General features: G+C 66.7%; 8 protein-coding genes. 3 read left to right on the plus strand and 5 right to left on the minus strand.

All coding sequences use genetic code 11. The annotated features are described in order from the left end of the window. Positions 1-44 precede the first annotated feature (44 nt). Together K8P63_RS00080 and K8P63_RS00085 are read right to left on the minus strand one after the other, a co-directional pair. Positions 45-4,214, minus strand: a complete 4,170-nt coding sequence (locus K8P63_RS00080; RefSeq protein ID WP_223797865.1) for a translocation/assembly module TamB domain-containing protein — start codon at positions 4,212-4,214, stop codon at positions 45-47. Further along, positions 4,214-6,115: an autotransporter assembly complex protein TamA gene (locus K8P63_RS00085; RefSeq protein WP_223799902.1), complete on the minus strand. Its 1,902-nt coding sequence runs from the start codon at positions 6,113-6,115 to the stop codon at positions 4,214-4,216. Before K8P63_RS00085 ends, K8P63_RS00080 begins: the two co-directional genes overlap by 1 nt. A 193-nt stretch (positions 6,116-6,308) precedes the next feature. On the opposite strand from K8P63_RS00085, the gene K8P63_RS00090 reads away from it, so the two are divergent. Further along, entirely contained in the window at positions 6,309-6,488 is a 180-nt protein-coding gene (locus K8P63_RS00090; RefSeq protein ID WP_223797866.1) for a hypothetical protein, read from the plus strand. 80 nt (positions 6,489-6,568) lie between these two features. After that, entirely contained in the window at positions 6,569-9,865 is a 3,297-nt protein-coding gene (locus K8P63_RS00095; protein WP_223797867.1) for a S41 family peptidase, read from the plus strand. Positions 9,866-10,044: 179 nt separating this feature from the next. On the opposite strand, the gene K8P63_RS00100 is transcribed toward K8P63_RS00095, so the two are convergent. Together K8P63_RS00100 and K8P63_RS00105 are read right to left on the minus strand one after the other, a co-directional pair. Then, a complete protein-coding gene (locus tag K8P63_RS00100; protein WP_223797868.1) occupies positions 10,045-11,058 on the minus strand; it encodes a hypothetical protein in 1,014 nt (337 codons plus the stop codon). Beyond that, positions 11,055-11,306 carry a hypothetical protein gene (locus K8P63_RS00105; protein ID WP_223797869.1) on the minus strand — a complete coding sequence of 84 codons (252 nt, stop codon included), beginning with the start codon at positions 11,304-11,306 and terminating at the stop codon, positions 11,055-11,057. The genes K8P63_RS00100 and K8P63_RS00105 overlap by 4 nt, the downstream gene beginning before the upstream one ends. Positions 11,307-11,470: 164 nt before the next feature. On the opposite strand from K8P63_RS00105, the gene K8P63_RS00110 reads away from it, so the two are divergent. After that, positions 11,471-13,351, plus strand: a complete 1,881-nt coding sequence (locus tag K8P63_RS00110; protein ID WP_223797870.1) for an NACHT domain-containing protein — start codon at positions 11,471-11,473, stop codon at positions 13,349-13,351. Between the two features lie 45 nt (positions 13,352-13,396). Here K8P63_RS00110 and uvrA read toward each other — a convergent pair whose 3' ends face one another. Next, complete coding sequence (gene uvrA, locus K8P63_RS00115) at positions 13,397-16,393, minus strand: excinuclease ABC subunit UvrA (RefSeq protein ID WP_223797871.1); 2,997 nt, start codon at positions 16,391-16,393, stop codon at positions 13,397-13,399. Between the last annotated feature and the right edge of the window lie 35 nt (positions 16,394-16,428).

Consider the following 16,428-nt stretch of genomic DNA (forward strand, 5'->3'; position numbering starts at 1 on the left):
TATGATACACCTCGCTGGACCGGTGTCAACGGCGGGTGGCGCCCTCAATAATCCTTCGACACCTTGAGGTTGGCGCTCTGGCGGCCGACCGTGCTGACGGTCGAGAGCACCGACAGCCAGCGCGTGATGCGATATTCGATGCTGGTCGCCGAATAGCCCTGGCCGTCGGTGATGAGCTCCACATAGGTCCGCCGGCCGAGATATTTGCCCGCCGCCACGGCGGTCTTCTGCCCGGTCGTGGGATCGGCGGGGAGGATGCGCAGCCGATCCAGCCGCACCGCGCGACGCACCGCGTTGATCGGATCGAGGTTCATGCCGCCGCCGCCCGTCCCGCGCAGCGACGCGACTGCGGAGGCGAGCTGGAGCGCCTCGGGTGCCGACAGGTTGGCGATCGACGAGCCGAACAGCAGCCGCGAAAGCAGTTCGTCCTCGGGCAATGCCGGCGTGCTCTCGAAATGGATCTCGGGGTGCAGCCCGGTGCCGGTGACGTGGATATTGGCGTTGAGCGCATCGACATTCGCCACCGCGGTGATGTCGATCACCGGATCGGGCGGCGCGTCGCCGCTGAAGCGGATCATTCCGCGATCGAGATCGAAGCGCCGACCGGCGAACTGATAGACGCCGCGGACGAGATCGAGCCGGCCGCCGATCGCCGGATTGTCGACCGCACCCTTCAGCGTCAGGTCGGCGCGCCACTCGCTGTCGAGGCCGAGGCCGCTCACCATCAACTGGTTTCGCGCGTGCGCCTTCACGTCGAGCGTCCACGGCACCAATGGCGGCGCGGCATCGTCCTCGCTGTCGGGCCGATTGACGTCGGTGACCGACAGCCGCGGCAGCTGCGCACCGGTCGCGCTGCCGAGGCGGAAGCGGCCGCGCACCACATCGACCTGTCCGCCGACGACGCCGCCCTTGGTGTCCGAGCGGATCGTGATCGGCCCGGTCACCGTCGCGGCGATATCGTCGCGGTTGATGATCGCCGCTTTGTCCGCCTGCATCGACAAATCGAGCGCCAGCGCACCGCCGGTGCCGAACGTCAGGCTGCCGCGCCCGGCGACGGTGCCGGTGCCGACGCGACCGCCGTAGGAATCGAGCAGCAGCCGCGATCCGTCGAAGCGCCCCGCCGCCTTGAGCCCGTCGATCACTGTGCCGGTCACGGCGCTTTCCAGCCGGCCATTGTCGGTGGCGAGCGAGCCGCGAATCAGCGGGACGGCGAGCGTGCCGTCGACGTCGGCGGTGATCGAGAGCGGCCCGGACAGGTCGATCGTGCCGACGCCGAGCAGCCGCCAGAGCGTGTCGGCCGGGCCGCCATAGCGCAACTGCGCGAACAGGGGTGCTTTGGTGAGCCGTTCGGCCAGCGTCGCGCCGGCGGCGAGCGGCGTCAGCCGCGCCTGCGCGCGGCCGATGGTGCGGCCATTGCTGACGATCACCGCGCGCGCTGCCGCGCCGGTCGGGGTCAGCACGGCCGCCAGCGCGAGGTCGGCCGGGGTCGAGCTCAGCACGAGGCTGGATCGGGTGAGGCCGCGGATCGCCACATCGACGCGGCCGGTCGGCGGCCCGGCGCCGACCGCGCGATAGCTCAGCCGGCCGCTGGCATAGCCGCCGAGCGACAGGCGCGGCTTGACGAGATCGGCCAGCGACAGCGGCAGGTGATCGAGCGTCGCGTCGAGGCTCGTCTGGTCCGCGCCGAAAATGCCCGACATGCCCGCGCTGCCGCCGGCATAGAGCAGCCGCGTTTCGGCCAACGCCCAGCCGGAGCCATGCGCCGTCAGCACCGCCGGCCCATCGAGCTTGATCGACTTGCCCACCACGTTGCCCTGACCCGTGAACGCAATGCGCTCGGGCGCGACGTCGGCAGTTCCGCTCACCGCGAAGCTGCGACCGCCCGCGCCCTTCGCCGCAAAGCCGACCGTGCCGCGACCGGCGCGCAATTTGGTGGTCACGCTCGCGCTCGATAGCGACCATCCGCCGCGCGCGAGCCCGTTGGCGGCGAGCCGCAGATCGAGGCCCACGCCGGCGGGATCGAGCAGGATCGCGCCGTCGAGGCTGCCCTTGCGCACCGCGACCGCTTCGTCGGTCGCGAGCGTCGCGCCGGCGAAGCGCAGCTGCGGGTCGATACGCTGCAGCCGATCCTGCAGCGCAAAGCCGAGCGTGCCGCTGATGCCGCCGCCGGCGAGATCGAGCCGGCCGTCGAACGTCCCCGCTTCGCCGGAACGCAGCGTGCCCTGCGCATGCGTGCCGGTGACGGCGAGATCGGCGACGTCGATCACCGCCGGCTGGTTGGGCGGCGCATGGATCAGGCCGTGCGCGGTGAAGCGACCCAGCGTCGAACCGCCACCGGCCCGGAACTGGAAACCCTCGGGCACCGGGTCGAGGTCGAGCGCGACATTGGACAGGCCGAGCGCGGGCACCGGCGACGCCAGCTGCAGCCGCACCTGCGGATGGTCGATCATCCCGTCGAGGTTGAGGTGGAACGGCCCGTAGACCTTCTGCGTGCCGGTCGCGTCGAGCTGGAAGCTGCCGTCGAGCCGGCGCAGCCCCGATCCGGTCAGCCGGATGGCAGGCCCGGTCAGCACGAGATCGGTCAGATGGAGCAGTCCGTCGGCGCTGCGCACGAGCTTGGTGTCGATACGCGGCTCGCCGCCTGCCAGCCCGCGCAGGAACAGATTGTCGAGCCGGCGAACGATCGCCTGCCCCGTGCCCTGGACGATCGTGCCGCGCCCATCCGGCCCCGGTACGATATTCGCCGTGGTCGTCACGTCGACCACGCCGAGCCCCGGGATCAGGTAACGCGTCAGCCCCCCGGTGACCGCGGCGTCGAAATGGCCGGTGACGAGATCGAGCCGCAGTGCCAGCTTGCCGCGCAACTTGTCCGAGGCAAGCGCGAGATCGCTGCCGGTTACCGTCTTGGCATCGACGCGTAGCACGCCCGCCACCGACAGGTTGGCGAGTATGCCGCCGGTCTGCGCATCGACGCCGGTGACGCGCGCCGCGCTCACCCGGATCGGCAGCGCGAGCGGCAGTCGGCTGACGCGGCCGGCGCCGGCGATCAGCAATCGATCGAATCCGGTCTTGTCGAAGGCGACGTGCGGGCTGGCGAGCGCGTAGCGGAACGCGGCGCTGCGGAACGGCCCGTCCAGATCGACGCGCAGGTGGACGTCGCTTCCGCTCATATTGGGGAACAGCGCGTTCGGCTGGAGCAGATGGGCATCGATCCGCACGCCGCTGAAGGCCGATCGCGCGAGATCGATCGCGCCCTGTGTCGCGACGGTCAAAGCGGGGGTGGCGAGGTGGAGCGTGCCGTTGAGGACGCGTTGCTTCAGCGTCGCCGCACCCTGTACGCGGACGCGCGGGCTCGTCAGCCGCTGCGCCTTGCCCGACAGGAACGGTGCCGGTGCCAGCGTCCCGCCGAGCAGGTAGCGGCCGTCGCGCACCCCCAGCGCCAGCACTGCGACCGGCGTACGCCCGAGCGTCGCGCGCGCGGTGCCGTTCCACGCATGGAAGCCGCCGCGCCCGCCGATTGCCACCTCGACCGCATCGTGCCGGCCGATCAAGCCGGCGAGCGTGCCGTCGGCGGGGCCGTGCGCCTCTCCCGCCAAATGGAAGCTATCGCCGTCGGGCTCGGCGTCGAGATCGAGCAAGAGCCGATCGCCCGCATGGCTGGCGAGCCGTAGCTCGATCAGCGCGCGCTGGCCGCGTACGTCGGCGCGGGCCGCCAGCCGCACCACCTGCGGCCGTCCGGTCAGTGCCGGGCCGAGCATCGCGCGGCCGATCGCCAGCTGGCCGATGCGGATGTCGAAGCCCGGCAGCAGCGGCTGGTTGGGCCTGGATCGAAGGTGCGGCGCGCGGTCGAGCGTCACGACCGGCGCGACCAACCGATCGACGCTGAGCTGGTTGTGCAGCCACGCCAGCAAATGCCAGTCGAGCGCGATCTCCGGCGCGGCGAAGAAGCGGCCGTTGAGATCGTACAGCTCGACATTGCGCAACGTGGCGTGACGCCAGATCGTCCCGTCGATCCGACCGATACGGATGCGCAACCCGGTCGAGGGGCGCAGTTTGGCGATGCGGCTGGCGATCAGGCGGTGGCCGGGGCCGGTATCGATCCCCCACAAAGCCGCCGCCAGTACGGCGAGGACGAGCACGAACGCCGTCGCGATGCCACGCAGCCAGCGTTTGCGACGGCGCGGTGGGACGGCCGGAGCGTCTTCCGCCGTCATCAGAAGGCCTGGCCCAGCGAGACGTAGACGCCGATCAACGATTCACCCGGTCGACGCGCGATCGGCGTGCCGACATCGACGCGGATCGGGCCGAAGCTGGAATAATAACGCACCCCCAGCCCGGTGCCGAAGCGGAAGCTGGAAAAGGATGGCAGCGGCGTACGGTAGAGATTGCCGCCGTCGAGGAATGGCACCAGCCCGAAATTGCCGAAGCGGACCCGGACTTCGGTGCCGAACTCGGTGAGCGAGCGGCCGCCGATCGGCTGGTCATATTGATCGCGCGGCCCGACCGCCTGGTAGGAGAAGCCGCGGATCGAACCGCCGCCGCCCGAATAGAAGCGCCGCGACGGCGCGATGCTTTCGAGCGAGGCTCCCTCCAGCGCGCCGAAGCGGATCCGCCCGGCCAGCACGACATGGTGGCCGACCGGCTGGTAGGCGCTCGCGTCGAACTGGGCCTTCACGTACAGCGTGGTCCCGTTCTCCAGCGAGACCTCGGGGGAGACCCGCCCCGCCAGCCTGAAGCCGCGGCTGGGATTCAGCAGATCGTCGGTGCCGTCATAACCGAGGCTGCTCGGCGCTGCCGCGACGAGATAGGTGTGGCGATCGGGCGCGCCGGTCTCGCGCTCGTCGGTCGCGACGAATTCGGTGCCGACCGACCAGGCCCATTCCTTCTGCCAGATGATATTGGTCTGGCGCTCGATGCTGCCGCCGACGGTGAAGGTGCGCGCGTCATAGGCGTCGTAATTTGTGTGACTGGCGACCACCTGCGCGGTGAGGATGCGGTCGCGCTCGTAGAAATTGCCGCGGCGAAGCGTCGCGCCCAGCGACTGTTCCTGCGTGCCGCCCACGCCCGAGAAGGTCACCGCGCCCTCGGGCTTGATCAGGTTGCGATGCTCCCACGACAGCGCGACGCGCGCGCCTTGCCCGGTGCCGTAGCCGAGCTGGCCGGACACGGTGCGCGGCGGCGCGCGGTCGATCCGCACGCTGATGTCGACCACGCCCGGATCGGCGGTCGTGACCGGGGTGATCGTCGCGACCGAGACGAGCCCGGTGGCGATCAGCGCGCGGCGGAAATCGTCGAGCCGGCCGGCATCATAGGCGTCGCCGGGGCGAAAGCGGGCAATGTCCTGCAGGTGATGCGCGGTGAAGATCGGGCGCGGGCCGACCGGCACGATCCGGCCGAAGCGCGCGCGCGGGCCCGGCGTCACCGCCAGCGACAAGCTCGCCTGGTGGCTAGCATGATCGACCTTGACCTGCGGCTCCGCGACCTTGGCAAAGGGAAATCCCCTGCGGCCGAGATCGGCGCGATAGGCGACGGTCGCGGCCAGCACCGCATCGGCATCGACCGCATCGCCCGGATGGACACGAAACTGCGCACGCAACGTGTCGGCATCATGCCCCGCAGCGTCGAGCCCCGGCAGCGTGACCGCGGCGAAATGATAAGCAGGCCCCGGCTGAACCGACAGGGCGACCGATGTGGCGGTTCCGTCGGGCGCGACTTCCACCTTGCTCGTGACCAGCCCGTCATAATAGCCGGCCGCACGCAGCAGCTGGCGGACGAGATCCTCGTCGTCATGCGCGCGCCGGTCGAGCTGTGCGGCATTGGCGGGTTTGCTCTCGTTGGCCACGAGCGCGGAGAGCTGGTTGAAGCGGGTGCGGAAGGCCGGCGGCAGATCGTCCGCGCCCTCCAGCCGCACGCGATAGCGCTGGATGCGGTCGCCGCTCGCTTGTTTGCCGGCATTGGCGGGGGCCGCCTGCTGGCCTGGCGTCGCCAGCACCGCGTCGATCCGGGCTGGGTCCGGCCAGTCGACGCCGAGGCCGGGCAGGGGTGCGAGATCCGCTGCCGGATCGACCGAAGCGGGGCTCTGCGGAGCCGGCGTCTGGGCGATCGCCGCGCGCATCGGCAACAGAAGAGCGGCCGCGGCGAGGGCACTTAATGCCGGCCGCGGCTGAAACGGAACCATGCGCGCGACCCTAGAGCCTGATCGTTATCGGCGAAAGCGCTACGCGCTTGACCTGAATCAGGCTGCGCCAAGTCAGCCGGCGGCAAGCGGCGCGCTGGCGTCGTCGCGGTGACGATGGCAAGCAGGATGCATGACCAACCAGAACCCGCGCGCGCCCGGCCTGCCGCTGGCGCTCGCCATCCTGATCGGCGCCGGCATCGGCATTCGTACCGGCCAGCCGACGATCGGCCTGCTCGCCGGTATCGGTGTGGGTGGCGCGCTGGCGCTCATGCTGTGGCTGCTCGACCGGCGGCGCATGGGTGAGGACTGAGCTTCGCGAAATCGCAGGCCGGCGTGGATCGCGGGGAAGACCCCGGACCATGCCACCGCCGCCAAAAGGGAGAATGACGGGTGCGTAGGACGATCACGACGATGATGGTGGCGACGGCCGCGCTCGCGACCGCACTGCACGCCCAGCCGACGCCACCACCGCCGCCCGAGGCGCGGCCGAGCCTGTCCGAGCCCGCGCTCGCGCCCGACGGGCAGACGATCGCCTTCGTCAGCGGCGGCGACATCTGGGAGGTGCCGGCCGCAGGCGGCGTCGCCCGCCTGCTGGTGACGGGCGCCGCGACCGAGGGCCGGCCGCTTTATTCGCCCGACGGCAAGCGCCTCGCCTTCAGCTCGACGCGCGGCGGCAGCCCCAACATCTACGTCATGGATCTGGCGAGCGGCGTCGTGACGCGCATCACCTATGCCGAGGCGGGCGAGGAGCTCGATGCATGGTCCGCCGACGGCAAGTGGCTCTATTTCGCCTCGGCCGCGCATGAGGCGGGGCGCGTGCCCGACATCTTCCGCGTCGCCGCCGCGGGCGGCACGCCGATGGAAGTCAGCCGCGAACGCTACCTCGCCGAGTTCCAGGGTGCGCCCTCGCCCGACGGCCGCACGCTGGCGCTGATGGCGCGCGGCATCAGCAACGGCCAGTGGTGGCGCAACGGCGCCAGCCACATCGACAAGACCGAGCTGTGGCTGAAGCCGATCGACGGCGACGCCTATCGCCGCCTGCTGCCCGCCGACGCCAAGCATGCCTGGCCGATGTGGAGCCCCGACGGCAGCGCCATCACCTATATGAGCGATGCGGGCGGCACCGAGAATCTGTGGCGCGTGGCGGCGGCCGGAGGCACGCCCACCCAGCTCACCCGCTTCACCGGCGGCCGGGTGCTGTTCCCGCAGATGGCGGCGAACGGACAGGGCATCGTGTTCGAGCGCGATTTCGCCGTGTGGCGCTTCGATCCGGCGAGCGGGCGCGCAGCCGCGGTGCCGATCACCTTGCGCGGTGCGCCCGCCGGCGAGGAGCGCCACCACCTCACGCTCGCCAGCTTCCAGCGGATGGCGCTGTCGCCCGACGGGCAGAAGGTGGCGGTGATCGCGCATGGCGAATTGTTCGCCGCCTCGGCCAAGGATGGCGGCCCCGCCCAGCGCATCACCACCACCGTCGGCGCCGAGCGCGAGGCGGTGTGGTCGCCCGATTCGCGCCGCATCCTGACGATCAGCGAGCGCGGGCTCGACCATCTGCTGGTGCAATATGAGGTGCGGGGCGGGCGTGCCACCGTGCTGACGCGCCACGGCATCGCCTCCGTCCCGGTCTACGCCCCCGACGGCAAGTCGGCGGCCTATGTGATCGACGATCGCGAGCTGCACCGCGTCACCTTCGCGCAAGGGGCGGTGCCGGCGCGCGACGAGATCCTCTATACCGGCCCGCTCGGCACCGACGGGCGCGAGGGGCCGCGGCCGGTCTTCTCGCCCGACGGGCGCTGGATCGCCTTCCCGCTGATCGACCACCATTCGTTCACCAATGTCGCGGTGGTGCCCGCGGCGGGCGGCGAGGTGCGGCCGCTGAGCTTCCTCGCCAACGGGCAGATGGGGATGATCGCGTGGAGCGCGGACGGCAAATATGTGCTGTTCGACACCGCGCAGCGCACCGAGGACAGCCGCATCGTCCGCATCGATCTGCTCCCTCACGTGCCCAAGTACAAGGAGGACGCCTTCCGCGACCTCTTCAAGCCGACGCGGCCGCCCGGCACCCCGCCCGCGCCGACCGACGCCACCCCCGCCCCGGCGGTGCCGCAGCCGCTGCCGGTTGCCGCACCCAAAAAGGGCAAGGGCAAGACCGGCGCCAAGCCCGCCGCTGCCGCCACCCCGGCCGTCCCCGCCCCGCCGCCGGTGCCGCCGGTGACGATCGTGTGGGAGGGGCTGCGCGACCGGGCGACGATCCTGCCGCTCGGCCTCAGCGCCGACACGCCCGTCATCAGCGCCGACGGCAAGACCCTGATCTTCCGCGCCAACGAGCGCGGGCAGGCGAACCTCTACAGCTACAATCTCGACGAGTTGGCGAGCGAGCCCCCGGTCGCGCAGCAGCTGACGCAGAGCCCGCGCCCCAAGGGCGACTTCGCGCTCGCCGGCGACGGCAAGACGCTGGTCTATCTCGACGGCGGGCGGGTGATCGCCACCCCGGTCGACCGGCCGCAGCCCAAGCCCATCGCCATCACCGCCGACATGGACGTCGACTTCGCCGCCGAGAAACGCGTCGTGTTCGATGAGGCGTGGGGCACGCTCAACCGCCAATTCTACGATCCCAAGTTCCACGGGCAGGACTGGGTCGCGCTGCGCCAGCATTTCACGCCCTATATCGAGGGGGCGCAGACCCCCGACGAACTGCGCCGCGACATCAACCTGATGATCGGCGAGCTCGACGCGTCGCATTCGGGCATCAACCGCCCGGCGCGCGGCCCCGGCGCCTATGCCAGCGACCGCGTCGGCGAGCTCGGCCTGCGCTTCGACCGCGCCGCCGCCGAGGCGGGGCGCGGGCTGGTCGTCGCCGAGGTGGTGCCGCTCTCCCCCGCTGCGATCGAGAAGGTGCGGCCCGGCGACCGGCTGGTCGGCATCGACGGCAGGCTATTGCGCCCGAACGACAATCTCGACGCCTTCCTCGAGAATATGGTCGATCGCCGCGTCGTGCTGGCTTTGATCGGCGCCGATGGCACGAAGCGGCTGGCGGTGGTGCGCCCGGTCTCGGCCGCCGCCGCCGCGGGGCTGCGCTATCGCGAGTGGGTCGACGACCGGCGCGCGCTGGTCGAGCGGCTGTCGGGCGGGCGGCTCGGCTATGTCCATTTGCAGGACATGTCGGCCGAATCGCTCGCGCAGCTCTATCTCGATCTCGATGCGCAGAACCAGGCGAAGGCAGGCGTGGTGGTCGACGTGCGCAACAATAATGGCGGGTTCGTCAACGGCTTCGCGCTCGACGTGTTCGCGCGAAAGAATTTCCTGACGATGACCCCGCGCGACCTGTTCCCGGTGCCGGCGCGGCAGGCGCTGGGCCAGCGCGCGCTGGGCACGCCGACGATCCTCGTCACCAACGAATCGTCGCTGTCCGACGCCGAGGATTTCACCGAGGGCTATCGCGCGCTCGGCCTCGGCAAGGTCGTCGGCCAGCCGACCGCGGGCTGGATCATCTATACCGGCGGCGAGCCGCTGATCGACGGATCGGTGGTGCGCGTGCCGCACATCCGCGTCCAGGCCGCCAATGGCGAGGACATGGAGGGCCACCCCCGCCCGGTCGACATCGCGGTCGAGCGCCCGCTGGGCGAGACCGAGACGGGCGCCGACGCGCAGCTCGCCGCCGCGGTGAAGGCGTTGCTGGGGGCGCTGTAGGCAGGGGCGTTTCTCCACCCCGTTCGGGTCGAGCGGCGTTCGAGCGAAGTCGAGAATGCCAGTCGAGACCGATGCGCAACTGTCTCGACGGGCGCATCTCGACTGCGCTCGATGCTGCTCGACACGAACGGCATGGGGTGGGTGAGGGTGTGGCCGATGGGACGAGAACCCCGCGCCCCTCACTGCCGCCCGCGTCCCCGGTGGCGCGGCCGCGCGGGCAGTTTCGGCCCGGGCGGGAAATATTTGAACAGGCCGCCGTCGGCGGGCGGCTCGAACCCGAAAAAAGCGTCGCGCGCGGCGATTCCGGCGTCCAGATCGAGCTCGCCCCCGGCTTGCTCGCGCCCGCACTCCTCGCGTGCGTCGAACGCATCCTCCTCTTCGGGCGTCAGCAAGCGGGCATAATCCGCGTCGCCGAACGTCCCATATTGCACGGCGGCGAAGTGCGGCGGCGGCGGGAAATTGGTGTACAGCGCGTCGTCCTCCGGATCGTACCAGACGGGCCCGTCATGCTCCTCATGCGCGTCGTCCTCGTCCTCCTCCTCATCTTCGTCATAGTCTTCCTCATCGTCTTCACCGTCCGGATCGGCGGCGCGCGCGGCGCGCGGGGCCGGCTCCTCCGCGCGAAGTTGAGGAAGTTGAGGGATGCGTTCGCTGACGAAGGCGTGCGCGGCGGCGGCATCGTCGCCCGTGCCGACCACGCCGAGGAAGGCGTCGAAATCGCCCGCCACGGTGCGCGCCGCCTGCACCGGATCGGCGGCGTCGGCGGCCGCGTCGCCGGTCGGCTCGGCAAGGCGCGGATCGGCCAGCCGGTCGAGCCGGGTGAGCATCGCCATGGCGAGGCGATTGTCGTGGCGGTGGCGCGTGACGACGCTGCCGTCGGCGCGGGTATAGGTATCGACCTGCCCGTCGAGCGCGCGCGACATCAGCACGTCGGCCAGCCGCTCGCGCGCGAGCAGGCAGGCGGCGGCCCAGCCCATCGCGAAGGCGGCGCCCCCGGCGCGGCGGCGCAGCGCATAGGCCGAGGCGACCGACAGGCCGACGCGCGCGCACGCCGCCTCCACCGTCGCACCTTCGGCGACCAGAGCGATGAAGCTGCGCCGCCGCTCGGCCGTCCAGCCATCCTGCCGTTGGTGGGGCGGGGCGGCGTCGACGGGGTGCGCATCGTCGGCGGAGATGGCGACATGCGCGCTCACGCCCGCATCCCCGGCCGGTGGCCGAGGATAAGCGCGAGCCCGGCACAGCCATGGTCGCGCCCGTCGGCGGGCGGGGGAGCCGGCGTGCCGATGCGCCCGGCAGCGACATGCGCCGCCCATGCCGCCGACGCGGCGGGATCGGCATCGTGCGCGAGGATGACAGTGCGGCGGGCGAGATCAGGCGACGGCGGCGTGGGTGCAGGCGACGCGTGGCGGCCGTGCGGGGAGTTCAGGGGTGTGCGGGACATGGGTGCTACCTCCTTGGTCAGGATCGGGCAACCGACAATGTACCACATATGTTCTACCTTTCACACCTCCTTTTGCTGATATTAGCTTTCATAAAATCCCATTTACAGAACAGATTTCTTAAGAAAGATTTGGGCGACGGATATTAGGTCGCGGGGGAGGCTGTATGGACATTGTTACACTAGGAACAGCGGCAGCTTCGGCTGCTGCGAAGAAAGCAGGAGAAACTTTCGGCGAGAGGCTTTTGTCGGCGGCCGGAGCCGCCCGACGAGCATTTGTTGATAGAGCTGTGGTATCACTCCGCCTTGGTTTCGAGGAATACCTAAAATCGTCATACGTACGATGCAGGTATTTCAAGACGGTACTCAACCCATACGAACCAGCCGATCTGGAAGAGACATATGTTGGTCTTGAGTTAAACGATCCATCCACTGGGATGGTAATAAAAGACTCGGACTTGTTCAAGAACTTTAAAAACGGCGAGTACATCGTTGTTACTGGCCTTGCCGGCAGCGGCAAAAGTATGCTGATGAGGTATCTGACCATTAGCTCTTTCGACAGTCTCGAAAGCGGCACTCCTTTATATGTGGAGCTAAGAAAGATAAACGACTATGAGTCAAAAGATTTAATCGAGTTTATTCTGAAAGAGTGCAGTCAAAAAGTGCGGGGAGTAACTAAACCGCAATTTGAATTGGCATTAAGATCGCAGTTGTTTAACTTGGTATTAGCCGGATTTGATGAACTAGAATATGAACACAGAGATCAGCTGTCACAGCAAATAGTTGATCTGGAACGAGACTATCCAGGAATTCGTGTAATTGTTTCAAGTAGGCCGGATAACGACAGATTTAGATCTTGGTCATCGTATAAAGTCTACAAAGTCGAAGAGTTTTCCAAAGATCAAGCACGAAGCTTGATCAGAAAAACTAGGTACAATGAAGGGGTCAAGGAGCGATTCTTGCAGGCTTTGGAGAGTAGACTTTTCAAAAGCCATCAAACATTTTTAGCATCTCCCTTGCTTACTACAATTATGCTACTCACGTTCGAAGAGTATGCCGAGATACCAACAAAAATGCACGCATTCTATGCGAGAGCATTTGACACCCTTTTTCAAAAGCACGATGCTGATAAGGATCAGTATGTCAGGAAGTTGAAAACAATACTTCCTAAAGAAGACTTTAAATTATTGCTATCTACATTTTGCGCAATGAGTTATCTTGAGCAAAAGTTCTCTTTCAGCAGAGACGCTGCACGGAGAACAGCAAAAGCGGCAATAACTTATTCAAAGCAGATATCAGAATCAATATCCGAAGTATTGGAAGATGATTTTGTGTGTGATTTAACAGATGCTGTATGTATGCTCCAGCCAGACGGGCTAGATCTTGTCTTTGTTCACAGGTCATTCCAAGAATATTTTTCGGCTGTTTTTATTGAAAAGTCTCACGGAACGCGAGTTTATTCGCTTTTAAACAAATTTTCTCACAGATTTTCCGACAGTGTTGTTGGCATGTCTTTAGATATGGCGCGAGAAAAAGTAGAAGCAGAATGGGTTATTCCTAATATAGACTACTACGTACAAAAGCTTTCACGTAAGAATGGCCGTAGGGATGCTGGGTCTATATTGTCATCCATGCTAACTAATGCACAAATACATACCAACGGCAATCAAGTTCATTTTAGCTTCTACGATCTAGATGCCAAAGAACTTGGTCCAATAGAAACTATTTGCACAATATACCCAAACCAGCTGGGTTCAACTATTCTAATAGAATGTCTTAAAGATCTTTCTATAGAAGAAGTTCAATCAAAAATCCTTAATCCTAATTATTCGAAAAGGCCTGGATACTCTAATTGGGCAAGTCTATTCGATAACAAAAAGGACGCCCCTACAATTACTATTGATATATCTAAAAAGGACAACTGGTGGCTCAACGCTCTTGGGCTAAACGGCTGCCTTGACGTATTGATTGAAAAACTTCAATCACTGAAGAAAGAAATAAAGCAGCGCGAAGAAGCGCGGCAAGAGATAATGGAATATTTTATCTAGGGCGCCTGTGTTAAGCGTAAAAAAACACGGCGGCAATTCCTCTGCCTACTCCGCCGCCACCGCCTCCCGCGCACCCTTCAGCAACGGCGCCAGATAACGCGCCGTATAGCTGCGCTTCTCCTTCACCACCTGCTCGGGCGTGCCGGTCGCGACGATCTCGCCGCCCTTGTCGCCGCCTTCGGGGCCGAGGTCGATGATCCAGTCGGCGGTCTTGATGACCTCGAGATTATGCTCGATCACCACCACCGTATTGCCCTGCTCCACCAGCGCGTGGAGCACCTCCAGCAGCTTGCGCACATCCTCGAAATGGAGGCCGGTGGTGGGCTCGTCGAGGATGTAGAGCGTCTTGCCGGTGGCGCGGCGGCTGAGCTCCTTGGCGAGCTTCACGCGCTGCGCCTCGCCTCCCGACAGCGTCGTCGCCTGCTGGCCGACCTTGACGTAGCCCAGGCCGACCTCGGCCAGCATCGCCATCTTCTCGCGGATCGCGGGCACCGCCTTGAAGAATTCGACCGCATCCTCGACCGTCATGTCGAGCACCTCGGCGATCGACTTGTCGCGGAACTTCACCTCCAGCGTCTCGCGATTGTAGCGCGCGCCGTGGCACACGTCGCAGGTGACGTAGACGTCGGGCAGGAAGTGCATCTCGATCTTCAGCACGCCGTCGCCCTGGCACGCCTCGCACCGCCCGCCCTTGACGTTGAAGCTGAAGCGGCCGGGCTTGTAGCCGCGCGCCTGCGCCTCGGGCAGGCCGGCGAACCAGTCGCGGATCTGGGTGAAGGCGCCGGTATAGGTGGCGGGGTTGCTGCGCGGGGTGCGGCCGATCGGCGACTGATCGATGTCGATCACCTTGTCGAGCTGGTTCAGCCCCTCGATCTTCTCGTGATGCCCCGCCAGCATGCGCGCGCCGTTGAGCTGGCGCGCGGCCGAGGCGAACAGGGTGTCGATCGTGAAGGTCGACTTGCCCGAGCCCGAGACGCCGGTGACGCAGGTGAAGGTGCCGAGCGGGATGCTGGCGGTGACGTCCTTCAGATTGTTGGCGCGCGCGCCGCGCACGGTGAGCTTCTTACCCGATCCCTTGCGGCGCTTGGCCGGCAGCGGCACCGAGCGGCGCCCGGTGAGATAATCGGCGGTGAGGCTGTTCTCGTTCGCCAGCACCTCGGCCAGCGTGCCCTCGGCGATCACCTGCCCGCCATGGACGCCCGCGCCCGGCCCCATGTCGATCACATAGTCCGCGGTGCGGATCGCATCCTCGTCATGCTCGACCACGATCACGGTGTTGCCGAGATCGCGCAGCCGCTTGAGCGTGACGATCAGCCGGTCATTGTCGCGCTGGTGCAGGCCGATCGACGGCTCGTCGAGCACGTAGAGCACGCCCGACAGGCCGCTGCCGATCTGGCTGGCGAGGCGGATGCGCTGGCTCTCGCCGCCGCTGAGCGTGCCCGAGGTGCGATCGAGGTTGAGATAATCGAGCCCGACATTGTCGAGGAAGCCCAGCCGCTCGACGATCTCCTTCAGGATCGGGGTGGCGATCTGGCGGCCCTGGTCGTTGAGATGTTCGGGCATGGCGCGGAAGAAAGCGAGCGCGGGGCCGACCGCGCGGCGGGTGGACATGCTGATATCCTCGCCGGCGATCTTCACCGCCAGCGCCTCGGGCTTCAGCCGCGCGCCGCCGCACACCTCGCACGGCGCGGCGGACTGGTATTTGGCCAGCTCCTCGCGCATCCACGCGCTCTCGGTCGAGGCCATGCGCCGGTCGAGATTGCCGATCACGCCCTCGAACGCCTTGTTGACGGTGTAGCTCTTCTTGCCGTCGACGAAGGTGAGCGGGATCGCCTCGCCGTCGGTGCCGGTGAGGATGACGGCGCGCTGGCCGTCGGTGAGCGCGTTCCACGGCGTGTTGAGATCGAACGCGAACGCCTTGGCGAGGCTTGCCAGCACCTGCATGTAATAAGGGCTGGGCGGGTTCGACTTGGCCCACGGCACCACCGCGCCCTGCTTCAGGCTCAGCCCCTCGTTGGGGACGACCAGCTGCGGATCGAAATACAATTTCTCGCCGAGCCCGTCGCACGCCGGGCACGCCCCCTGCGGCGCGTTGAACGAGAACAGCCGCGGCTCGATCTCCGGAATGGTGAAGCCCGAGACCGGGCAGGCGAACTTCTCGGAGAAGACGATGCGGTTGGCGGGCAGGCCGGTATTCTTCATGCCGCCTTTAGCCCTCTCCCTTGAGGGAGAGGGTTGGGTGAGGGTGTCCTGCGCTTCGCTGTCGGCGTCGGAGCCCCTCACCCCAGCCCTCTCCCCCATGGGGAGAGGGGGCACAGTGCCGTCGGCGAGATCGACATAGACCAGCCCGTCGGTGAGCTTGAGCGCGGTCTCGAAGCTCTGCGCGAGGCGCGTCTCGATGCCGTCGCGGATGGCGAGGCGATCGACCACCACCTCGATGTCGTGCTTGTACTTCTTGTCGAGCGCGGGCGCGCTCTCGATCTCGTGGAACGCGCCGTCGATGCGCACGCGGGTGAAGCCCGCTTTCTGCCATTCGGCCAGTTCCTTGCGATATTCGCCTTTGCGGCCGCGCACCGCCGGGGCGAGCAGGTAGAAGCGGGTGCCCTCGGGCAGCTGCATCACCCGGTCGACCATCTGGCTGACCGTCTGCGCGGCGATCGGCAGCCCGGTCGCGGGCGAATAAGGCACGCCGACGCGCGCCCACAGCAGCCGCATATAATCGTAGATCTCGGTGACGGTCGCGACGGTCGAGCGCGGATTGCGGCTGGTCGTCTTCTGCTCGATCGAGATTGCGGGCGAGAGGCCCTCGATATGCTCGACGTCGGGCTTCTGCATCAGCTCGAGAAACTGGCGCGCATAGGCCGACAGGCTCTCGACGTAGCGCCGCTGGCCCTCGGCATAGATGGTGTCGAAGGCGAGCGAGGATTTGCCCGAGCCCGACAGGCCGGTGATGACCGTCAGCGTCTCCCGCGGGATATCGACGTTCACGCCCTTGAGGTTGTGCTCGCGCGCGCCGCGGACGGAAATGTGGGTCAGGCTCATGTGATTGTTCTACATCCGTTCGCTGGACGGGACCA

It is taken from the genome of Sphingomonas nostoxanthinifaciens, assembly GCF_019930585.1.
Lineage (GTDB): Bacteria > Pseudomonadota > Alphaproteobacteria > Sphingomonadales > Sphingomonadaceae > Sphingomonas_I > Sphingomonas_I nostoxanthinifaciens.

Bases quoted from the DNA above. Each gene is read 5' to 3' on its own strand.
- K8P63_RS00110 (WP_223797870.1), top strand. From the start codon at position 11,471: ATGGACATTGTTACACTAGGAACAGCGGCAGCTTCGGCTGCTGCGAAG.
- K8P63_RS00085 (WP_223799902.1), bottom strand. From the start codon at position 6,115: ATGCGCGCGGCGATCGCCCAGACGCCGGCTCCGCAGAGCCCCGCTTCG.
- K8P63_RS00090 (WP_223797866.1), top strand. From the start codon at position 6,309: ATGACCAACCAGAACCCGCGCGCGCCCGGCCTGCCGCTGGCGCTCGCC.
- K8P63_RS00105 (WP_223797869.1), bottom strand. From the start codon at position 11,306: ATGTCCCGCACACCCCTGAACTCCCCGCACGGCCGCCACGCGTCGCCT.
- K8P63_RS00080 (WP_223797865.1), bottom strand. From the start codon at position 4,214: ATGACGGCGGAAGACGCTCCGGCCGTCCCACCGCGCCGTCGCAAACGC.
- uvrA (WP_223797871.1), bottom strand. From the start codon at position 16,393: ATGAGCCTGACCCACATTTCCGTCCGCGGCGCGCGCGAGCACAACCTC.